A 20,898-nucleotide genomic window follows, 5' to 3' on the forward strand; every position below is an offset into this window, starting at 1 on the left:
GGCCATCCCGCGTCAGATCGACTTTGCCCGCATGCGCGAGATCGCCGACATGGTCGGGGCCTACTTGCACGTGGACATGGCGCATTTCGCCGGTCTGGTGGCCGCAGGCGAGCATCCCTCGCCTTTCCCGCACGCGCATGTGGCGACCACGACAACCCACAAGACCCTGCGTGGACCGCGTGGGGGTATGATCCTGACCAATGATGAAGATATCGCTAAGAAAGTGAATTCGGCGATCTTCCCCGGCATTCAGGGTGGCCCGCTGATGCATGTCATCGCAGGCAAGGCGGTTGCCTTCGGCGAGGCTCTGCGCCCCGAGTTCAAGACCTATATCAGCCAAGTCATCACCAACGCGCAGGCGCTGTCGGATCAGCTGATCAAGGGCGGTCTGGACACGGTGACCCACGGCACCGACACCCATGTGGTGCTGGTCGACCTGCGCCCCAAAGGCGTGAAGGGCAACGCGACCGAGAAGGCTTTGGGCCGCGCGCATATCACCTGCAACAAGAACGGCGTGCCGTTTGATCCTGAGAAGCCGACCATCACTTCGGGCATCCGTCTGGGCTCGCCCGCTGGCACCACGCGCGGCTTCGGCGAGGTCGAGTTCCGCCAGATCGCGGATTGGATCATTGAAGTGGTCGACGGTCTCGCCGCCAATGGCGAAGACGGCAATGCCGAGGTCGAGGCCAAGGTCAAAGCAGAAGTCGCCGACCTCTGCGCCCGTTTCCCTATCTATCCGAACCTGTAAAACCAAGGATTCTTAACCATGAGCTTTAACCCAATCGAACAGGCTCCGGCCCGTCTGAACCGCAGCGAACTCGCTGTTCCGGGCAGCCAGCCCGGCATGTTTGAAAAAGCGGCCAAGTCGGATGTGGATGTGATCTTCCTGGATCTGGAAGACGCCGTCGCGCCCGACGAAAAGGAACAGGCCAGAACGAACATCATCGAGGCCATGAATGACATCGACTGGGGCAACAAGACCATGTCGGTTCGGATCAACGGGCTGGATACTCATTACATGTATCGTGACGTGGTGGATGTGGTCGAACAGGCCGGTCAGCGTCTGGATCTGATCATGATCCCCAAGGTCGGCACTGCCGCCGATGTCTATGCCGTCGACATGCTGGTCACCCAGATCGAGGACGCCAAGGGCTTCAGAAAGCGGATCGGGTTCGAGCATATCATCGAAACGGCGCTCGGCATGCAGAATGTCAGCGAGATTGCTGCCGCGTCGAAACGCAACGAAAGTCTGCATTTCGGGGTTGCCGACTATGCGGCCTCGACCCGTGCGCGGACAACCATCATTGGCGGTGTGAACCCGGATTACTCGGTGCTGACCGATGCCGATCCTGAGGGCGGCCGCATGACCCATTGGGGTGATATGTGGCACTACGCGCTTGCGCGTATGGTGGTCGCGGCACGTGCAAACGGCCTGCGCCCGATCGACGGCCCGTTCGGCGACTTTCAAGATCCCGCTGGCTATCGCGCGGCAGCAAAGCGCGCGGCGGTTCTGGGTTGTGAAGGCAAGTGGGCCATTCACCCCAGCCAGATCGCGCTGGCCAACGAGGTCATGTCGCCTTCGGAGGCCGAGGTGGACAAGGCCAAGCGGATCCTTGTCGCGATGGCCGATGCCGAAGCGGCAGGCAAAGGCGCTGTCTCGCTGGACGGTCGCCTGATTGACTATGCCTCGATCCGGCAGGCGGAGGTGCTGGTTGAAAAGGCAGGTCAGATCGCTGCCGCGTGACCTGCCAAACGTTAGACTGTGCGGGCTGTCCCATCGGACGGCCCGTTTCGGTTTTGCGGGCGAAAGGCGCTGATCGGACGGCCGAATTCACGGATGAACGACCGCCCCAAGGCCGACGCACAAGAAAACCCGCATCTTAGGGCAATCTGTTCGACACTCAGGCGTGTTTCCTGCGCCAGATAGCGCGCATGTTGCAGACGATAGAGCTTGTAGTATTTGCCAGTCGTCATCCCTAGCTCATCTGCAAATGCGCGGCTGAGGCTGCGCTCGGAGAGCGAGACGCGTTCGGCAAGTTCAAAGGTTGTCAGCGGAGTCTCGACGTTTTCGGCAATGACATTCAGCGCGTCCAGCAGTTTCGGCGACCCACGGTCCTGCAATTGTTGAGAATCGCGCTTCAGCTCGGATTGGCGGGCAGGGTCGTAGATGAACATGTTCGATGCATCAAATGCGGCGGCGGGGCCGAACAGGTTCTGGATCAGGTCAAGGGTCAGTTCCAGCGCCGTACTGGCCCCTCCGCAGGTCAGAAACGGTCCGGAATGAACAAACCGGGCGCTGGACACATTCACTTTTGGAAAGCTTTCGCGAAAGGCATCAAATTCCTGCCAGTGGATCGTGGCCTGGTGCCCGTCCAGAACTCCGGCTTCGGCTAAAATCCAAGCCGCTGTATCCAACGCCAACACGCGACGGGCGGTCCGAACAGCCAGTCGGATCGCTGCAAGCAATTCCTTGGTAATCTGCTGCCGGACGCGGTATCCGGCCACGATAACCAGCGTTCCGGTCGATTTCGCCGGGCTGAAGGCGCGATTGGGAGAGACCTTTATCGCGCTCGAGCTTTCCACGGGTTCACCGTTAAGGCTGGTGATCTCCCAACCCGGACTGGCGTAGAGCGCGCGCAACTTGACGTCCCGCAACGGCTCCAGCGCGCTGGCCAGAACCATGTTGGAAAACCCGTCCAGTAGCAGGAACTCGAAATGCTCATGAGGGGATGACGACAAAAGTATTCCTCCTGACGATAAATGTATCGTTTGTTCCGGAGTTTTGAAAGTAGCGTTGCCGCATTCAGTCGCCTTCCAAGGCGCGATTCCTGCTGATCGAAGGACAAAGATATGCCCCTTGCCATGAACCGCGAAGTTTTCATCACCTGTGCCATCACTGGATCGGGTGGGACGCAGGACAAGTCTCCGCATGTGCCGCGCTCGCCCGAGCAGATTGCCAATTCGGCGATTGATGCGGCCAAGGCGGGGGCTGCCGTTGTGCATTGCCACGTACGCGACCCCGAAACCGGCGTGCCCTCGCGCGATCTGGGCCTGTACCGCGAGGTGACAGACCGCATTCGCGATGCTGAGGTCGATGTGGTGCTGAACCTGACGGCCGGTATGGGCGGTGATATTGTGTTCGGCCCGACCGAGAGCCCGTTTCCGGTCAATGAAGCGGCCACTGACATGATCGGGGCGACAGAGCGGATGGCGCATATCGCCGAATGCCTGCCCGAGATCTGCACGCTCGACTGTGGCACAATGAACTTCGCCGAGGCAGACTATGTAATGACCAACACCCCCGGCATGTTGCGGGCGATGGGTCAGATGATGACCGATCTTGGCGTGAAACCAGAGATCGAAGCCTTCGACACCGGCCACCTATGGTTCGCCAAGCAATTGGTGAAAGAGGGTATTCTGGAGCCCAACGCTCTGGTCCAACTGTGTATGGGTGTCCCGTGGGGTGCCCCCAACGACATCAACACCTTCATGGCGATGGTCAATGCGGTGCCGTCTGATTGGACATGGTCGGCCTTCTCGCTGGGTCGCGATCAGATGCCCTACGTTGCGCAATCGGTTCTGGCGGGCGGCAATGTCCGCGTCGGGCTTGAGGACAACCTGTTTCTGGAAAAAGGCGTTCTAGCCACCAATGCACAACTGGTCGAACGTGCCGTGACGGTGATCGAGAACATGGGCGCCAAGATCATCGGCCCGGACGCCGTGCGCGAGAAACTGGGCTTGACCAAGCGTGCTCCCGTCGCGAAATGAACAGGCGCGTTCTTGTAACCGCAGGCGCGGCTGGCATCGGCCGCGTCATTGCGGAGCAATTCATTCAAGACGGATCACGGGTCGCGGTCTGCGATGCAGACCCTGCCGCGGTTCAGAGCTTTGCCGAAGCGCATCCCGGCAGTATCGCCGTGGTGGCCGATGTCACCTCGGAGTCCGCCATGGACGCCTTCCTGAGTTCCGTTGAGGCGGAATGGGGCGGCATTGATGTGGTCTGCGCCAATGCCGGTACCGGCGGCCCCGCCGGGCCGATCGAAGACCTTGCCTATGACGCGTGGCAGCAATGCCTCGCCACCAACGTGCACGGCGCCTATCTGACCTGCCGCTGGGCGGCGCGGGTCATGAAGGCGCAAAAAAGTGGCCTGATCGTCATGACCTCGTCCACTGCTGGGATCATGGGCTATCCGATGCGGTCGCCCTATGCGGCGGCTAAATGGGCCCTGATCGGCTTGACCAAAACCCTCGCGATGGAGCTTGGCCCCTTTGGCATCCGCGTCAACGCGATCTGCCCCGGAGCTGTTGAAGGCGACCGGATGGAGCGCGTTTTGGCGAACGAAGCCGCCGCCCATGGTCAGAGTATTGAGACCATGCGCGCCGCTTATGTGACAGGCGTGTCCATGAAAACATGGGTCACGGCGCAGGACGTGGCGAACAGCATACATTTCCTTGCCTCGGAGGCGGGGACCAAAATCTCGGGACAGGTTCTGTCCATTGATGGCCATACGGAGACACTTGCGCCATGACACAAAAAGCAACCATTATCGGCGGCGGCGTGATCGGCGGGGGCTGGGTTGCCCGGTTCCTGCTGAACGGCTGGAACGTATCGGTCTTTGACCCGGACCCGGAAGCCGAGCGCAAAATCGGCGAGGTGCTGGCCAATGCCCGCCGTGCCTTGCCCGCCCTCTATGACAAGGCGCTGCCGGCCGAGGGCACTCTGACTATTCATGACGATATGGGCGAGGCCTTGGCTGGTGCCGCGTGGGTTCAGGAAAGCGTGCCCGAGCGTTTGGACCTCAAGCATAAGATCCACGCGCAGATCGACGAACTGTCGCCTGCCGATGCGGTGATCGGGTCTTCGACCTCGGGGTTCAAACCTTCAGAACTGAACGAACACGGCGGTCGCGTCGTCGTCGCGCACCCGTTCAACCCCGTTTACCTGCTGCCTCTGGTCGAACTGGTGGGGGTTGCCGACACATGCGCCAAGGCGTCGGATATCCTGCGGTCCATCGGGATGTATCCGCTGACCGTCCGCAAAGAGATCGATGCGCATATCGCCGACCGTTTCCTCGAGGCTGTCTGGCGTGAGGCGCTTTGGCTGGTCAAGGATGGTGTCGCCACCACCGAAGAGATCGACGAAGCGATCCGTATGGGGTTTGGTATCCGCTGGGCGCAGATGGGTCTGTTCGAAACCTACCGCGTCGCGGGTGGCGAGGCGGGGATGAAACACTTCATGGCGCAATTCGGACCGGCCCTGCAATGGCCCTGGACCAAACTCATGGATGTGCCGGAATTTACCGATGAACTGGTCGACCTGATCGCGGGTCAGTCGGACGCGCAATCCGGCCATTTGTCGATCCGCGAACTTGAGCGTCTGCGCGATGACAACCTGATCGGAATGATGCGCGCCTTAAAGAAGACCGGCAGCGGGGCGGGCGGCGTTCTGAATGCGCACGAAGCGATGTTGCCTGACCCCGAAGGTGATGATCTGCCGATCACGGTGGATCGTGTCATCCCGCAAAGCTGGACAGACTATAACGGCCACATGAATGAAGCCCACTATATCGAGGTCTCGGCCCAGGCGACGGACAATTTTATGCTGATGATCGACGCGAATGCAGACTATATCGCGGCGGGCAACAGCTATTTCACGGTTGAGAACTTCGTGCAGTACCATGCGGAATTGCATGCAGGGGATCGGCTGACCGTCACCACGCAGGTTCTGCGCGGTGAAGGCAAGAAAATGCATCTGTTCCACCGTCTGCACGGACCGGATGGAGAGGTCGCGGCCACTGTTGAAACCCTGCTGCTGCATATGGATCTGAACGCGCGCAAGACCTCTCTGCCGACCGAGGGTGTGGCCGCGAAACTGACCGCTTTTGCCGAAGATCACGCCAAGCTGCCAGCCCCTCAGGGGGCGGGCCGCCATGTGGGGCAACGGGGCTGATACCAACGCGTGCCGCCTCTGGGTTCATGAATCCAGGGGCGGCATCTACTGGCGGGTCGATCTGCAAAGATCCTGATCCGCCTTTTTTCCGCATGCGCGGCGGCGTTGTGCTATAATTTCCTCCAATTGTTGTTGTGTTTTGGAGGTAAATTATGATTTTTCGTTTAGTGGCAGCACTTTGTTTGACCTTCGCTTTGTCGACCGCGAATCCCCAGATTGCCAGGGCAGACGCGGGTGACTTTATCGGCGGCGCGGTCGTCGGAGGCGTAGTTGGCTACGCGATCGGCAAAGATCAGCAAAAGAAGAAAGCGCAGCGCTCGACCACCCGGACATATCGGTCGGGCATCCCATCTACCTCGCAAGGGGCGCAGACGCAAACGGCGCTCAACTATTTTGGCTACAATGCAGGGCGGGTTGATGGTCAGGTGGGTGCCGGCACGCGAGCTGCAATCCAACGGTATCAGGCGTCCATGGGATACCCGGTCAACGGGTATGATTTCCAACCCTATCAGCGCGATTTCCTGATGCAGGCCTATTACTGGGGTACAAGTGGCGGGCAGGCCAGCACTCAGCTCTCCGGTCAGCCTTTGTTGATGGCCTATCGTCGGCAAGTCCAAACGGGCACGGCTGTGGCCGCTGCTCCGCAACCCGCGCCGCAACCTGTAGCGCCTGTGACTGCGACGGCGGCACCTGCTGAACCGGCGCCCGAGCCTGAAGTGACCGAAACGGCCACTGCAGCCCTGCCGAGCCTGTTTGCAGGCGGTACCGGTGGCCCGTCGCTGGCCAACCGTTGTAGCGCGGTGATGCTGCAAACCTCGACCAATGGCGGCTATACCACGCTGGCGAACATGTCGGACCCCGATTTCGCCCTCAGCGAGCAGTTCTGTCTTGCGCGGAGCTACGCCATGGCACGGGGTGAAGATTTGATGCAGGACATTCAAGGCCTGACACCGGATCAAGTAGCGGCGCAATGCGAGTCCTATGGTGAGATGCTAGCGCCACAGGTTGTATCGCTGTCGTTGACGTCGAAAGCCGATGCCGAAACGCAGATGCGCAAGCTGGCTCTGGATTCTGGCCTCAGCCCTGAAGACCTTGCCGCGACCAGCAAGGTCTGTCTGGCGATGGGCTACCGTCAGGATAATATGGACAGCGCCGTAGGCTCGGCCTTGATGCTGGTTGCCATGGGTGAACCAGCATATGGAGAGCTGATTGGCCACCACCTGCGCGAAGGTTTCGGCGTGCAAGAGCGTCGCGATCTGGCGATGCAATGGTATGATGCGAGCCTGTCCGCGCTGGATGCCGGATCTCAGGCCGTGTTCCTGCCATCACAATCGGATCGCCCGGAATTGCTACGTGCGGCGATGACAAAAACACAGTAGGTCTGGCTGACCTATTCCGCGGGCGCATGGATCGCCCGCGGTTTTTTCCAGCGCTTCGATAGCAGGAACTATGATCGGGTGCCGCGCAGACCGGTGCTCTGCGTGACCTGTTCGAAGACTTAGATATCGTAGGGGCTAGTGACAAACCCTTTGGTGCGGACAATTCCTATCGTCAAGGGGGTGTCAGCGATCCGCAATCGGCCCCTTGCCTCACTGTGCTTGTTTAAGGTTGGTCCACGTTCAAAATCCGCGGGGCGTGCACATGGGTTCGGACGAGCAAGGCCGCAGCGACGCCTGCGATTGCGCCGAACAGATGCGCCTCCCACGAGATGCCGGGCTGGCCGGGCAGAACGCCCCAAAGGATTGATCCGTAAAGCACCCCAACCACCATGGCCACGGCAAGGGTCACGGGCGACCGATCAACCAATCCGCGCGCGACCAGAAAGCCGAACCACCCGAACGCCAGACCCGATGCGCCGATATGGATGGCTGTGTTTCCGAACAGCCAGACCAGCGCTCCGCCCAAAGCGATGATCACGGCGTTCACGACCAACAGCGCCCGTGTTGCCGTTGCCGCCAGCAAAGCCCCCATCAGGATCAGCGGAGGCGTGTTTGAAATGAGATGCGGAAAGCTGGCATGCAGAAGTGGCATGCCCACGATCCCGTCCAACCCGGTGATCTGCCTTGGGATCAGCCCGAATGCGAGATTCAGGCGGTACCCAACTGCCCAGTTGAGAACCTGAATCGCCCAAAGTGCCGCAATGAACAGCGCCAGAACCTTGAACCGCGAAAAAACAACGTGTTTACCGCTTTTATCAATCATCTTAGATAGATAATCCCGGCAGGGAGAACGATCAATATGCCTTGCAGGATGGTCGGTTCAGAGTGTGGGCGTTGGCGCGCTCAGGTGGCAAAGACCTCGAAATGGATCTGGTTTTCCTCGACCCCTAGCGCTTCAAGACCGGATTTCAGGTCTGTCATGAAATCCAACGGACCACAGAGCAGATACTGAGCGTTGGGACCGGCATTCAATGCGATCAACTCCTGCGCCGTGATCCGGCCTTTGATGTCGAAATCCTGCCCCGCCACGTCCTGGGCGTCAGGCGCGCTGTAGTAGATCCGTTGCTGTGCGGACGGGCTGGTGGCGATCAGGTGGTCAGTTTCGCCACGCAGCGCGTGAAACCGTCCGTTGCGCGCGGCGTGTATGAACCAGACCGGACGGTCAGGGTGCTGTATCACAGTCTGATGCAGCATTGCGATCATCGGGGTCACGCCAACGCCGGCGCTGACAAGGATAAGGGGGGTGTCTCCTGACGGGATCACGAAATCTCCGGTCGGCGGTTTGGCCTCGATCACGTCGCCTAGTTGCACCATGTCGTGCAGAAAGCGGGACGCTTTGCCATCAGGCTCGCGTTTCACTGTTATCCTGTGGTGGTCCTCGGCCGGGTTGCCGGACAGGGTGTATGTCCTCCGCAGTTTGGTGTCATGCGTCGGAACGCTGAGCACAATCGGCAGGTGCTGCCCCGCCTCAAACGTGGCAAGTGGACCTCCATTTGCGGGTCGCAGTTGAAATGAGGTGATCCCCTCAGCCTCGGCAATCTTATCCGTAACCACCAGCTGTCTCGATGGGGTCGGCTCAGCCGACCATCGCAACGACAGCGCGTTTGGTCGGTCAATCACGGCGTCGACCTGTACGTCGATTATGCGCAGAATATTGGGGTCACGCGCCTCGGCCGGAGCCCAGTCGATCTCGGCTCGCCCGGACAGATGCAGCAGCCCACCGGTCGCGAAGTCGACGAATAGCAGCCCGATGCGGGGGTTCTCCAAGAGGTTGCCGATCGTGTTGAAGAAGTTGTTGCCGGAATAGTCAGGGATACGCAGGCGGTTTGGGCCGACCACGCGGACAAAGCCGGGTGTCCCTCCGCGATGAGAGGCATCAAACCCGTTCGACGCCGCCTGTTGCGGACCATGTCGACCGGACCCGATGAACAAGGTATCCGAGGCGCTTATACGTGCGATCTGTTCGGGGTCGAGGTGGTCAGATACCACCGCCTCTGCCGGTTTATTGCTGGCCACCCGCCGCCAGTCGCGTTCATTGATATACTGAGGGCAGTTGCCGAAGCTCTGGCGGATATCGATTGCAAAACCAGTGTCGGTTGGACGGGTCCGACCGCTGAACCGATTGCGTCGCCGCGTCGCCAGCTCGATGCCGACAACGCCGATATCAGCCCCTTTTCGCAGGCTTTCTGCCATCGGATCACGCGGGTCAATCAGGGTATCAACTATCAGCGTTTTTGGATCAGGCGAATGAACGAACCCGTCCTCGCCTTCAATGATTGTCGCCCATATGCGGCCTTCTGCATCGCTGGACGCAGCCACCAGAAACGGCTGCGCTTTATAGAAGGCACGATGCTGGTCGGGTAAGTGGTCGCGAATGTACGGAGCGGCCCTGCGGGCTATATCGCCCGCACCCGCCCGCACCTGCGCCGCCAGTTCGCCCGCGTGAAACGGAGTATCCGTGCCAGACATCGTCTTACCTCCTCGCTGTGTTTAAAGGCCCAGATCGCTCAGCCCCGGATGGTCGTCCGGACGACGGCCCAGAGGCCAGTGGAACTTGCGCTCATCCTCTGTGATCGGCAGTTCGTTGATGCTGGCAAAGCGGTTGGCCATGTAGCCATTCTCGTCGAATTCCCAGTTCTCGTTGCCGTAGGCCCGGAACCAGTGCCCGCTGTCGTCACGGTATTCATAGGCGTATCGCACCGCGATGCGGTTGCCGTCATGGGCCCAGAGTTCCTTGATCAGGCGATAGTCCAGTTCCTTGTTCCATTTGCGGGTCAGAAACGCCTCGATCTCGGCGCGGCCAACGGGGAATTCGGCCCGGTTGCGCCATTTGCTGTCTGGCGTGTAGGCCAGCGCGACCTTGGCCGGGTTGCGGCCATTCCAGCCGTCTTCGGCCAGACGGACCTTTTCAATCGCGGTTTCGCGGGTGAAGGGCGGCAGAGGGGGACGGGGGGCTTCTTGTGTCATTGCAAGTCTCCGATGCGGTGTCTGGCGCGGACGTTCAGGCGACGAGGCCCACGGTCGTGGCAGGCATCGGCTCGAACCCGTCCAGCGCCTCGAACCGGGCGATCCATGCCCGCACATTCGGATAAGGGTCGAGCGAGACATTCCCCTCAGGCGCGTGGGCGGTGTAGGAGTAGGCGGCGACATCTGCGATGGTCGGTCGGTCGCCAACCAGCCAGTCGCGGCCTTCCAAACCCTGTTCAAGCTTTTGCATTGCCTTGGCTGCGGTCGCGGCCGCGAAATCGACGTCCAGAGGTGCACCAAACACCGTGATCAACCGCGCTGCGGCGGATCCGAATGCGATCTCACCTGCGGCGAGGGTCAGCCAGCGCTGCACCGCCGCTTCGCCTACCGGGTCGGTTGGCATCCAGTCGGGGGCGTATTGGCGGGCGAGGTATACGAGGATCGCGTTGGAATCGGAAACCACAACATCGCCATCCTCAAGCACCGGGACTTGCCCGTTGGGATTCATCTCCAGAAACTCCGGCGTTTTATGCGCGCCTGCGGCCAGATCGACGAAAACGGCCTCATGGGCGATACCGGCCAGCTTGGCAAAGACCAGGGCGCGGTGCGCGTGGCCGGATTTCGGGAAGTGGTGGATACGTACTGCGTTCGACATGTGTCAGCTCCTGTCATGCGTTGAATTGCTTCTGCGGCTATAGATACAGCTTGCCATAATGGGCGATAAAGCGCAGTTTTGGGGGATCATTAAGCCCTAGGAGGGCGCAATAACATGGACAAGATCGACCGAATGCGCGCCTTTGCGCTGGTGGCGCAGAATGCCTCGTTCACTTTGGCAGCCCAGCGGCTGGGGCGGTCGTCGCGTCTGGTCAGCAAATACGTGGCCGATCTGGAGGAGGCGCTGGGCGTTCAGCTTCTGAACCGAACCACCCGCAGCGTATCCCTGACGGATGCGGGGGCGACCTACCTGGCGATGTGCGAACCGCTTCTGGACGGGTTTGACGAAATGGAGGAGGCGGTGCGCAATGCGCAGACCTCCTTGCGCGGAGTGATACGGATTTCCGCGCCGACAGGGTTCGGCTCACTCCGGCTGGCCCCGTCGCTGGCGGCTTTTGTCGAACAGCACGCTGAGGTCGAGATTGACCTCAACCTTTCAGACCGCCGGGTGTCGATCATCGAAGAAGGTCTGGATTTGGCAATCCGGATCGGGCCGACACGAGACAGTTCCCTCAAGATGCGCCGGTTGGGGCCGATGCCGCTGATTGTGTGTGCGTCTCCGGCCTATCTCGAACGTGCAGGTGTGCCCGCGCATCCAAGCGCCCTGGCCACGCATGATTGCATTCTGGACGGCAACATGAGCGACCCTGCGGTCTGGCGGTTTGATGTCGATGGCAACGAGGTGGCAGTTCACGTCAATGGTCGCCTACAGGCCAATGCGCCCGCAGCTTCTGCAAGGTTGGCTGCGGCAGGAGTGGCCGTTGCCAGATGCCCGGCCTACACGGTGGCGGATGCCCTTAGGTCCGGGGAATTGGTCGAGCTGTTCGCCGAATACCGTGTCACACCTTACGTCGTGGCGGCACTTTTCCCGCAAAACCGCAGGCTGACCACGCGGGTCCGCGCGTTGATCGACCATCTGGCAAGCGACGACCTGATCTGCAACGCCGGAGCGTAATGCCTAAAACCTATGACGCTTAGACCCTTGACCAATCCTTGGCCCCTTGTTTTCGTAGGGTTGAGCGCCGGGCGACCCTCACGGAATTCAGTTTTTGAGAGGACGCCCGCAGCCTTGGAAGGGATGGTATGGCCGAAATCGAACGTTGGCTGAGCAAGCACGGACTGGCCAAATACGCCAGCGCCTTCGCCGACAATGAGATTGAACTGGGTGACCTGACAGAGCTGACCGACGAAGACCTCGTGACCATTGGCCTGCCTCTGGGACCTCGGCGGCGGTTCATGAAGGCGGTGCGCGCAACTACTGACGGCAACGCCCGGCCGCAAAACACGGCACTGGGCGCGTCGATTGTAGCCGAACGCCGTCAGCTGACGGTTATGTTCATTGATCTGGTCGGCTCGACCGAGATTTCGCAGCGGGTCGATCCCGAGGATCTGGCCGAGGTTCTACGGCTGTTCAAAGAGACCTGCGCGGCGTCCGTCGCGGATTTCGACGGTCAGATTGCAAGCTATTACGGCGACGGGATAATGGTGTTCTTCGGGTTTCCGCTGGCCCATGAAGAAGACCCCGAGCGTGCCATCCGCGCCGGGTTGCGTATCATCCGTGAAGTGCCTGAGATCCGCACTCACGCAAAACTCCAGGTGCGGATCGGGATCGCCACCGGTCTGGTCGTGGTTGGCGATTTGCGCGGTGAGAAGATGTTCGAAGACGGCACCGCGATGGGTGAGACACCCAATCTGGCCGCCCGTCTTCAGGCGATGGCGGAACCCGGCACCATGATCGTGTCGCCTCGGACCCATCAGTTGGCCGGTGGGGCCTTCGACTATGTGCTGCAAGGGTCTTTTAAACTGAAGGGGTTCACGAAAGAAGTTGAGGCTTGGCAAGTGACCGGCGCGCGCGATACGGACAGCCGTTTCAGACGTGTTGAGGGTGCAGCACTGGGCCCTCTGATCGGTCGCGCGACAGAATATGAGACGCTCAGCGACAAGTGGAAGCTGGCCAGTGAGGGCGAAGGTCAAATCGTGCTGGTGTCCGGAGAGCCGGGGATCGGGAAATCGCGCCTGATCGAGGAGTTGCGGCAGAAAGCCCCCCAAGGCGCGCATGAGCAAGTTCGGCTGCAGTGTTCGCCGTACCATTTTGCCAGCTCGTTTTATCCGATCATCCGGCGGCTTCACCATGTTGCCGATCTGAGGTCTGAAGACTCGGATGAGGCAAAGCTGGAGAAGATTTCGTCGGTTTTAAAAGATCCCTCAGATCAGGTTTTGCGATTGGCTGCGTCCCTATTGTCGATCCCGTTTGAGGATCGTCTGGGGCCGCTGACCCTGACGCCGCAGCAGATCATGGATCAGACACATGAGATGTTGTTGGACCATTTGCTGGCCGATGCATCCGATAAGCCGGTTTTGCTGTTGTTTGAGGACGCGCACTGGCTCGATCCGACGACAAAGGCGCTGATGGATCGGCTGGTTGACCGTCTTAGGGATCTTCCGGTGATGGTCGTGATGACCTTCCGGCCGGAATTTGACCCGGGTTGGGCGTTGCAATCAAATCTGACCAAAGTGGTTCTCAGGCAGCTTGATTTTCAGGACGTTAAACGCATCGCAAATGAGGTCGCGCAAGGGCAGGACATCCCCGACGCCATGTACGAACTGGTGGCGGCCCGGTCCGATGGCGTACCGCTTTACGTAGAAGAGGTGACGAAGGACCTGCTGGAATCCGGCGATATGCCCAATGCTCCAATCGCCCGAGCCAGCGGAGGGGCCTCTGCTGCAAGCTCAGTTCCCAGTGCCTTGCAGGATGCGTTGATGGCACGTTTGGATCGCTTGAGCTCGGCCAAGGAAGTGGCGCAGATCGGGGCTGTGATCGGGCCGCAATTCTCGTATCCGCTGATCTCGAAAGTGTCGCGTTTCAGCGATACCGTGCTGCGGTCCGGCCTGGACCTGTTGGTTGAGGCTGGCATCGTCACGACCTCAGGAGATGACGAGTTGCAGATCTTCAGCTATCGCCACGCCCTGATCCGCGACACCGCCTATAACAGTCTTCTGAAAACCGAACGCCGGGTTCTGCACGAACGGGTTGCCAAGACTTTGGACCAGAAAACTTCGGCAGTCGAGGATGCAGGCCCCGAAGTTCTGGCCCATCACTACACCCTTGCAGGTATGGTGGATGAGGCGATCGACTGTCGCTACCTGGCCGGTCAGCGCGCTGTCAAACGCTCGGCCAATACCGAGGCGAACACGCAACTGTCCCTGGCGCTTGATCTGCTGGGCGATCAGACGACCAGTCCTGAGCGTGACAAGAGAGAGATCGAGATACAGACCCTGCGCGCAGGAGTTCTGCGCTCGACGGCAGGTATCGCCGCGGATGAGACGGGTTCGACCTATGCCCGGATACGGGACTTGTGCGAACGCAGGGATGAGACAGAGAACCTGTTCCCGGTCCTCAACGGCCTCTATTCCTTTCACTTGGTTCGGGGTGAGTATGATTTGGCGCGGGTCGTGGCGCGGCAACTTCTGGACTTGGCGGAAACATCAGGCGAAACGCAACATCAAATGGTCGCTCATCGGGCGATGGGCGCGGTGCTGTTTCATATCGGAGAGCTGGACCCGGCCCACGCGCATCTCGAACAGGCGCTGGCCCTTTACCGCCCCGACCGCGATGCGCATCTGGCCTATGTTTATGGATCCGACCACGCGGCCATAACCTCTTGCTTCCTGAGCCTCGCCACCTGGATGCGTGGTGAGCCGGACAAGGCGCTGGAAATACAGACTCAGGCGGTTGAGGCTGCGCGCGAGCTTGAACATGCCCATAGCGTGGCGCAGGCTCTGACTTACCTGTGCATGCTGCATCTTCTGCGCCGCGACCCGGTCGCTGTGACCCGGGAGATGGAGCAACTGGAAGAGCTGTCAAACAAGCACGCGTTCACCTTCATGACCCTGACAGCTAATGTCTGGAGAAGCTGGGTCAAGGCCTACGCATCCCCTGGTCCGGACACCATCAAAGACCTCAATAGGGCGACGAATGCATGGTGGGCCAGCGGAGCGGGAAATCACAAACCGTTCTTCATGACATTGATTGCCGAAGTCACGCTTGCCATGGGCGACCATGAAGGCGCTCTGACCGCGTTGGCGGAAGCGCGTGAATATCAGCGATTGACCAATGAGGGGTGGGCACAGGCAGAAACCGACCGGGTTTATGCGCTGGCGAAATCCTCGACCCACCCAGCCGAGGCGGAATTCCGGCAGGCTTTGTCCCGCGCACAGGACCAGAAGGCGCGGATGTTTGCTCTGCATACTGCCATAGATTTCGCCCGAACCTGCGAGGGGTTTCACTGCGCGGAGATTGCAAAAACAGAGCTTCAAGCGGCGGCCGAGGCGATTTCGGGCGGGGACCAAGCGGTTGAGATGCGCCTTGCGCGCGAACTGTTGGCCGGGGTTGAAACGGCCTAGGCGCGCATCCGTAAGTGTTCAGGATCATAGGGTGAGGCGGGCACGACCTGTGCGTCGACCAAATCGCCGTACATGTCGATCTGCACACTGGTTCCTTCGCCCGCCAGCGCGGGATCAATGAACGCGTAGGCGAGGTTCTGCCCGACCCGATGACCCCAATCGCCCGAGGTGACAGTACCCACCACAGTGTCGTCCCGCATCAACGAAGCCCCGCCATGAGCGGGTGCATGGGTGGCGTCGATCTGCAGCGTCACGAGTTGCTTGCGCTTGCCGCTGTCATGGCGTTCCAACAGGGCCTCCTTGCCGATGAAATCACCTTTGTTCAGGTTTACGAACCGATCCAAGCCGGTCTCATAGGGGTCGAATTCCGTGAGAATGTCGGATTTCCAATGCAGAAAGCCCTTTTCCATCCGCATGGATTCCACCGCGCGCGCGCCGAACAGCTTCATACCATTGGCCTCACCCGCGGCGCGCAAGGCCAGATAAGCTGCGTAGAGTGAGGCGTTGGGTATGTGGATTTCATAGGCCAACTCGCCCGAGAAGCTGATACCCATGACCGTGGCCGGGGTGAACCCGACAAAACATTCGCGCACGGACAGCCAGGGAAAGGCCTCTTTCGACCAGTCGCCCCGGGCGCAGGCCGACAGAACATCGCGGGCCTTGGGACCAGCCAGAACCAGAATGGTCTGGTCATTGGTCAGGGATCGGATCTGCACATCCTCATCCTCACGGATGTGCTGGGTCAGCCAGTCCATGTCGTGATATTCGCTGGCTGCAGCCGAGCCGTACCACACACGCTCTGGCCCTCGATCCGAGGCCGGTAGGTTTGCCACGGTCGCTTCGGCTTTGACCATGCCATGGTGGTTCAGCAGATAACCCAGACCCACGCGGCCGTCGCGCTTGGTGACCGTGCCGCAGAACATCCGATCGAGGAAACTGTGGCGATCGGTGCCGGTGATCTCGAACCGGTTGAAGCCGTTGACTTCGCACAGGCCAACATTCTTCTGCACGTTCTTTACGTCTTCGGCGACGATGTCGAAAGCCTCATCGAAGTTGAAGGTGAGCGTCGGGTGAAAATCAGGCGATGGCTTTATGTAGTCCATCCGTTCCCACCCGTTTACGACGGTAAACTCGGCCCCTTCTGCCGCCAGTACGGGCGTCAGCGGGGTTGTCTTGGCCGGTCGTCCGGCGGGCCGATGTTCATGTGGGAAGTGGAACCTGAACTCGTTCTGGTAGTCCTCGATAGCCTTCAGGGAGGTCAGTTCCACATTTGTATGGCCGGTGAACCGGCGCGGATCGAGGCACCATGTGTCATAGCAAGCCTCACCATGCACGATCTGCTGCGCCAGCAGCCAGCCATGGCCGCCGCCTTCGCCCAACCCCGCGCGCAGGCCGATGATGCAGAAGGCGTTGCGCTTGCCGGGGATCGGCCCGACCAGCGGGGCCCCGTCGATTGTATAGGTGATCGGACCGTTCACGATGGACCGAATGCCGGTTTTTTCCAGCGCGGGCATACGCTCAAAGGCACCGGCCAACACGTCCATAACGCGATCCAGATCATCGGGGCATAGGGCATTCACAAAGTTCGGATCTATCCCGTCCATGCCCCAGGTTTTGCAGTCCTGCTCATAGAACCCGACCAGCAGCCCGCCCTTTTCCTGACGGCTATAATAGTCGCTGATCGGGCAGCGCAGCAAAGGCATCCGGTGACCGGCTTCGGCAATGCCGGGGATATCTTCGGTCAGGAAATACTGATGCTCCATCGAGGCGACGGGGTGGTGAACCCCCATCATCGCGCCCACTTCGTTCACGCGGTAGCCACAAGCATTGACGACGATGTCACAATCAATGTCGCCATGTTCCGTATGCACAGTCCAAGTGTCATCCTTGTGTTGGGTCAGCGCGGTGACCGGCGTATTACGATAGACCTCGGCGCCAGCCTTGCGAGCGTGATAGGCCAACGCCTGACACAGCTGGGCCGGGTCGATGTCTCCGTCCAGAGGGTCCCACAATCCACCCAACAAGTTGGTGGTTGAGATCAAGGGGTGCCGGCGGGCGCATTCCTCGGCATCGATCACCTCAAAATGCACCCCCATCCCGCGCGCCATCGAGGCGAAGTGGCGATAGCCCTGCATCTGCGCCTCGGTATTGGCCAGGCGGATGCCGCCATCGGCGTGGTGGTAGTTGATCGGATATTCGGGGTTTTCGGAGAGTTCTTTGTACAGGTTGATCGAATGCGTCTTCAGCCCGACCATAGTCTGGTTCATGCCGAAATTTGTCACCTGCGCTGCCGAATGCCATGTGGTACCACTTGTCAGCTCGTTCCGCTCGACCAGAACCACGTCGCTCCAGCCTTCCTGCGTCAAGTGGTAGAGCGCCGAACAACCAGCAATGCCGCCGCCGATGACAACAACTTTGGTACGGGATTTCATGACGGTTGAGCCTCCGGAGTTCGCTTGCCCTGCATACGAAGACCGTTTGTCACCATGTGCAATTATAGAGTGATATAATGAGACGTTATCAAAATTAGAAATCTAATTTTTCGAAATAAAAGAGATGATCTTGCGCCACGGGCAACAATTCCTCTTGCTTGATGTCACAAACCCCCTGTTTCAAAGGACTGGGAATGGCTGGACAGCGTAGCAAGCGAGGTGGGCGCGAAGGGCGTCTGGCACAACGAGCAGCCAAGCCCATGTTTGATCCATGCCCGCCCGGTCAGATCGGCGGGATGTACAAGCCGCTCAGCGAAGCCGACCTGCGCCGCATCTATGACACTGCCCTCGATTTGCTTGAGAAACTGGGTATCGGAGAGGCGCCGGACAGATTGCGTAACGATCTGTTGGCCGTGGGTGCCGTGGACAACGGCATGGGGCGCGTTCTGTTCCCGCCCGAGCTTGTCGAAGAGGCGATTGATCAAGCCGCAAAGACCTTCACCTTACATGGCCGTGATCCCAAGAGGTCGATCGAAGTTGGTGGCAACAAAGTGTATTTCGGGACCGGCGGCGCCGCTGTGCAGACGCTTGATATGGAAAGCGCGATCTATCGTCCTTCGACTCTGAAGGACCTGCATGACTTTACGCGGCTACAGGACACGTTGGCCAATATCAGTTGGTTCACACGTTGCTGCGTGGCGACCGATGTGCCGGACAATTTCGATCTGGATGTGAACACCGTTTTCGCGCTGCTAAAGAACACCACCAAACCGACGGCGACGTCGTTCACGCTGGCCAAATACGTCGCTCCGATAGTCGAGATGCTGGACATCGCCGCAGGAGGACCCGGAGAATTTGCCAAACGCCCGTTCATGAAGGCGCATATCAGCCCGATGATATCGCCCATGCGTTATGGCGAAGATGCGGTGGATGTCACCTACGCATGCATCAAACACAACATTCCGATCTCATGCATCACAGCGGCGCAGGCCGGAGCGACGGCGCCTGCGACCTTGGCGGGGTTTCTGGCGCAATCATTGGCGGAAACATTGGCGGCCCTATTGATGGTCCACGCAATCCAGCCTGGTTTTCCGATGGTGTTCTCGAACTGGCCTCTGGTCATCGACCTGCGCACCGGGGCATTTTCCGGTGGCAGCGGAGAGACAGCGGTTTTGAATGCCGCGTCGGCGCAGCTGTCCAATTGGCTTGGTTTGCCGTCTGGCGTGGCCTGTTCGATGACCGACGCCAAGGCAATAGATGCGCAATATGGGATGGAGAAAGGCATAACCTCCATGGCAGCGGCCTTGGCGGGTGGGAACTTGATCTACGAAAGCTCGGGCATGACTGCATCGTTGTTGGGGGCCAGTTTCGAGGCTTTCGTGCTGGATGATGAGATGCACTCCAACACCTATCGCGCCTTGCGCGGGGTCGAGGTGACGGATGAGAACCTCGGGTTCGATGCAATTTGTGATGCCGTTCTGGGGGATGGTCACTTCTTGGGGGGGCAGCACACTCATGCGGCGATGGAGCGGGACTACTTCTACCCCACACTTGCTGATCGAGCTGAGCCGCGCACATGGGCCGAAAATGGCGCGCAAGATGCATGGGGTAGGGCAAGGGCCCGCGCGGGCGAGATTCTTCGCGACCACAAGCCTTCTTACCTGACGCCCGAACAGGAGGAGGCTATCCGGTCTCGGTTCAATATTCTGATCTGATCATTCCACCAGTTTGAAGCTATCCGCCAGCCACGGAGTTTTCTCATATTGCGCAGTCAAAGCGTGATCTCGGATCAGCGCGCGCAGCTTGCCATCTATCAGGTCCAACACGGACCGCGAACAATCGGGTGTAGAGACAATCGCAAGCGTGCGGCCAAAGCTTTTGCCTGGAAACTTGTGCATGCTGAGATTTGGGTGAAATCTTTTGGCACGCGAGAACAGCAAAGGGGTTGTAATCGTCCAGCCCGCACCTGCGGCGACCATAGCCATCAAAGTCTGGTTGTTGCTGCATTCGAAATTTGACTGCGGTGAAAGGCCCAGCCGCCGCATTTGGGACTCGATCTGACGGGCGATGATCAAGTTGCTGGAAAACCGCAAGAACGGCAGTTTGGTGCGCCCTTCGACAATGTCGGAAAGGGATTTCTCGCTAAATCGAGGGAGGACCACCACAAACGGGTCTCGTAACAACGGGCGATCCTGTAGGTCCCGTAGCCGTTCCTCTGGGGTGGTTGTGATCCCAAGATCAAGATGCCGGTTGCGCAGCATCTCGACGATCGCGTGGCTGGAATCGGTGTGGTACATGAAATCGCAGGTCGGCATGTGGCCCGAAAGAAAGACGGCGAGCTCTGGGACAATATCGCTGTCGAAATCTTCGATCGTGCCAATCCTAAGGTAGCTCGCCTCGGCAATATTCCCAGCGGATGCTTCGGCCTTGGCCTTGCGGATGGCATAGAGCGCGTCACTGATATTGCGCAGAAAGACCTGCCCTTTGGGCGTCAGAACCATCGGCCTGCGCGCGTGGTTGAACAGCTCGACCCCAAGGTGGTCTTCGAGATTGCGCAAGTGATGCGAGACGGTGCTGATGGTCAGGCCGGTTTCCTCGGCTGCGGCCTGAAGCGATCCTTTCTGGGCGCAGATCTGAAACAACTCCAAGCCTTTAAGGTTCAGGTCCTTGTTGGCGTTAGGGCGGGGCATGTTTCCTCGGCACGAACTAGGCGTGAAATAGGTTTTATGAGTTGAAACTATTGTTGGTAAATTATCAAATCAACGAAAAGCCGCACCTGCCGACCGGCACGCCACTATCTTCTCGTGTTGCAGATGACACAACAGCGTGAAGATGCGGTATTCCTTTTTTCTTTCACCGCTTCGTTCTTTAAGCGTACCCAAGTAAAACGGCACGATCCTGTGGATGTCGTGCAAACAGGTAGTGAGGCAACTCAGGTTGGAAAACGGCCTTCTCTTTTTATTTCTACCCAATGCCACGGCATGTGAAAGCT

General features: G+C 59.5%; 17 protein-coding genes. 10 read left to right on the forward strand and 7 right to left on the reverse strand.

Translation table 11 applies throughout. The features are described from left to right. On the forward strand, window positions 1–748 hold a 748-nt coding region (locus ACR0B5_RS20640; protein WP_480543043.1), incomplete at its 5' end, for a serine hydroxymethyltransferase. Window positions 749–766: 18 nt separating this feature from the next. Continuing rightward, complete coding sequence (locus ACR0B5_RS20645) at window positions 767–1,744, forward strand: HpcH/HpaI aldolase/citrate lyase family protein (RefSeq protein WP_480543045.1); 978 nt, start codon at window positions 767–769, stop codon at window positions 1,742–1,744. Window positions 1,745–1,755: 11 nt separating this feature from the next. Here ACR0B5_RS20645 and ACR0B5_RS20650 read toward each other — a convergent pair whose 3' ends face one another. After that, on the reverse strand, window positions 1,756–2,739 hold the full coding sequence (locus ACR0B5_RS20650) for a GlxA family transcriptional regulator (protein ID WP_480543047.1): 984 nt from the start codon (window positions 2,737–2,739) through the stop codon (window positions 1,756–1,758). 111 nt (window positions 2,740–2,850) lie between these two features. Here ACR0B5_RS20650 and bcoG point away from each other — a divergent pair, with 111 nt between their 5' ends. The 4 genes from bcoG to ACR0B5_RS20670 all read left to right on the forward strand — a co-directional run bounded on the left by bcoG (window position 2,851) and on the right by ACR0B5_RS20670 (window position 7,329). Next, window positions 2,851–3,768, forward strand: coding sequence for a 3-dehydrocarnitine:acetyl-CoA trimethylamine transferase BcoG (gene bcoG / locus ACR0B5_RS20655; RefSeq protein WP_170679700.1), 918 nt, complete (start codon window positions 2,851–2,853; stop codon window positions 3,766–3,768). Beyond that, complete coding sequence (locus tag ACR0B5_RS20660) at window positions 3,765–4,529, forward strand: SDR family oxidoreductase (RefSeq protein WP_480543049.1); 765 nt, start codon at window positions 3,765–3,767, stop codon at window positions 4,527–4,529. Before bcoG ends, ACR0B5_RS20660 begins: the two co-directional genes overlap by 4 nt. Next, window positions 4,526–5,950, forward strand: a complete 1,425-nt coding sequence (locus ACR0B5_RS20665) for a carnitine 3-dehydrogenase (RefSeq protein ID WP_480543051.1) — start codon at window positions 4,526–4,528, stop codon at window positions 5,948–5,950. The genes ACR0B5_RS20660 and ACR0B5_RS20665 overlap by 4 nt, the downstream gene beginning before the upstream one ends. 152 nt (window positions 5,951–6,102) lie before the next feature. Further along, window positions 6,103–7,329: a peptidoglycan-binding domain-containing protein gene (locus ACR0B5_RS20670; RefSeq protein ID WP_480543053.1), complete on the forward strand. Its 1,227-nt coding sequence runs from the start codon at window positions 6,103–6,105 to the stop codon at window positions 7,327–7,329. A 223-nt stretch (window positions 7,330–7,552) separates the two neighbouring features. Here the strand turns inward: ACR0B5_RS20670 and ACR0B5_RS20675 are convergent, their stop codons facing one another. The 4 genes from ACR0B5_RS20675 to ACR0B5_RS20690 all read right to left on the reverse strand — a co-directional run bounded on the left by ACR0B5_RS20675 (window position 7,553) and on the right by ACR0B5_RS20690 (window position 11,011). Further along, window positions 7,553–8,152, reverse strand: coding sequence for a rhomboid family intramembrane serine protease (locus ACR0B5_RS20675; protein WP_480543055.1), 600 nt, complete (start codon window positions 8,150–8,152; stop codon window positions 7,553–7,555). 80 nt (window positions 8,153–8,232) lie between these two features. Then, the gene (locus ACR0B5_RS20680; protein WP_480543057.1) at window positions 8,233–9,858 is read right to left on the reverse strand and encodes an FAD-binding oxidoreductase; all 1,626 of its coding nucleotides are present in this window, start codon (window positions 9,856–9,858) and stop codon (window positions 8,233–8,235) included. Between the two features lie 21 nt (window positions 9,859–9,879). After that, window positions 9,880–10,356, reverse strand: a complete 477-nt coding sequence (locus ACR0B5_RS20685) for a nuclear transport factor 2 family protein (RefSeq protein ID WP_480543059.1) — start codon at window positions 10,354–10,356, stop codon at window positions 9,880–9,882. A 34-nt stretch (window positions 10,357–10,390) separates the two neighbouring features. After that, on the reverse strand, window positions 10,391–11,011 hold the full coding sequence (locus ACR0B5_RS20690) for a glutathione S-transferase family protein (protein ID WP_480543061.1): 621 nt from the start codon (window positions 11,009–11,011) through the stop codon (window positions 10,391–10,393). Window positions 11,012–11,125: 114 nt separating this feature from the next. On the opposite strand from ACR0B5_RS20690, the gene ACR0B5_RS20695 reads away from it, so the two are divergent. Both ACR0B5_RS20695 and ACR0B5_RS20700 read left to right on the forward strand, forming a co-directional pair. Continuing rightward, complete coding sequence (locus ACR0B5_RS20695; protein ID WP_480543063.1) at window positions 11,126–12,025, forward strand: LysR family transcriptional regulator; 900 nt, start codon at window positions 11,126–11,128, stop codon at window positions 12,023–12,025. Window positions 12,026–12,153: 128 nt separating this feature from the next. Next, complete coding sequence (locus ACR0B5_RS20700) at window positions 12,154–15,474, forward strand: adenylate/guanylate cyclase domain-containing protein (RefSeq protein ID WP_480543065.1); 3,321 nt, start codon at window positions 12,154–12,156, stop codon at window positions 15,472–15,474. Here ACR0B5_RS20700 and ACR0B5_RS20705 read toward each other — a convergent pair. Further along, window positions 15,471–17,906 (reverse strand): GcvT family protein, encoded by a 2,436-nt coding sequence (locus tag ACR0B5_RS20705; protein ID WP_480543067.1) that lies wholly within the window; start codon window positions 17,904–17,906, stop codon window positions 15,471–15,473. The two genes, ACR0B5_RS20700 and ACR0B5_RS20705, sit on opposite strands and share 4 nt — an antisense overlap. A 194-nt stretch (window positions 17,907–18,100) precedes the next feature. On the opposite strand from ACR0B5_RS20705, the gene ACR0B5_RS20710 reads away from it, so the two are divergent. Further along, window positions 18,101–19,621 (forward strand): trimethylamine methyltransferase family protein, encoded by a 1,521-nt coding sequence (locus ACR0B5_RS20710; RefSeq protein WP_480543069.1) that lies wholly within the window; start codon window positions 18,101–18,103, stop codon window positions 19,619–19,621. On the opposite strand, the gene ACR0B5_RS20715 is transcribed toward ACR0B5_RS20710, so the two are convergent. Beyond that, window positions 19,622–20,596, reverse strand: a complete 975-nt coding sequence (locus ACR0B5_RS20715) for a LysR family transcriptional regulator (RefSeq protein WP_480543071.1) — start codon at window positions 20,594–20,596, stop codon at window positions 19,622–19,624. A 123-nt stretch (window positions 20,597–20,719) separates the two neighbouring features. Here ACR0B5_RS20715 and ACR0B5_RS20720 point away from each other — a divergent pair, with 123 nt between their 5' ends. Then, the gene (locus ACR0B5_RS20720) at window positions 20,720–20,893 is read left to right on the forward strand and encodes a hypothetical protein (protein WP_480543073.1); all 174 of its coding nucleotides are present in this window, start codon (window positions 20,720–20,722) and stop codon (window positions 20,891–20,893) included. The last annotated feature ends 5 nt before the right edge of the window (window positions 20,894–20,898 follow it).

Source organism: Ruegeria sp. AG1 (assembly GCF_056541705.1).

Bases quoted from the DNA above. Each gene is read 5' to 3' on its own strand.
- ACR0B5_RS20695 (WP_480543063.1), top strand. From the start codon at position 11,126: ATGGACAAGATCGACCGAATGCGCGCCTTTGCGCTGGTGGCGCAGAAT.
- ACR0B5_RS20680 (WP_480543057.1), bottom strand. From the start codon at position 9,858: ATGTCTGGCACGGATACTCCGTTTCACGCGGGCGAACTGGCGGCGCAG.
- ACR0B5_RS20670 (WP_480543053.1), top strand. From the start codon at position 6,103: ATGATTTTTCGTTTAGTGGCAGCACTTTGTTTGACCTTCGCTTTGTCG.
- ACR0B5_RS20660 (WP_480543049.1), top strand. From the start codon at position 3,765: ATGAACAGGCGCGTTCTTGTAACCGCAGGCGCGGCTGGCATCGGCCGC.
- bcoG (WP_170679700.1), top strand. From the start codon at position 2,851: ATGCCCCTTGCCATGAACCGCGAAGTTTTCATCACCTGTGCCATCACT.
- ACR0B5_RS20645 (WP_480543045.1), top strand. From the start codon at position 767: ATGAGCTTTAACCCAATCGAACAGGCTCCGGCCCGTCTGAACCGCAGC.
- ACR0B5_RS20690 (WP_480543061.1), bottom strand. From the start codon at position 11,011: ATGTCGAACGCAGTACGTATCCACCACTTCCCGAAATCCGGCCACGCG.
- ACR0B5_RS20710 (WP_480543069.1), top strand. From the start codon at position 18,101: ATGGCTGGACAGCGTAGCAAGCGAGGTGGGCGCGAAGGGCGTCTGGCA.
- ACR0B5_RS20700 (WP_480543065.1), top strand. From the start codon at position 12,154: ATGGCCGAAATCGAACGTTGGCTGAGCAAGCACGGACTGGCCAAATAC.
- ACR0B5_RS20705 (WP_480543067.1), bottom strand. From the start codon at position 17,906: ATGAAATCCCGTACCAAAGTTGTTGTCATCGGCGGCGGCATTGCTGGT.
- ACR0B5_RS20665 (WP_480543051.1), top strand. From the start codon at position 4,526: ATGACACAAAAAGCAACCATTATCGGCGGCGGCGTGATCGGCGGGGGC.
- ACR0B5_RS20685 (WP_480543059.1), bottom strand. From the start codon at position 10,356: ATGACACAAGAAGCCCCCCGTCCCCCTCTGCCGCCCTTCACCCGCGAA.
- ACR0B5_RS20720 (WP_480543073.1), top strand. From the start codon at position 20,720: ATGACACAACAGCGTGAAGATGCGGTATTCCTTTTTTCTTTCACCGCT.
- ACR0B5_RS20675 (WP_480543055.1), bottom strand. From the start codon at position 8,152: ATGATTGATAAAAGCGGTAAACACGTTGTTTTTTCGCGGTTCAAGGTT.
- ACR0B5_RS20715 (WP_480543071.1), bottom strand. From the start codon at position 20,596: ATGCCCCGCCCTAACGCCAACAAGGACCTGAACCTTAAAGGCTTGGAG.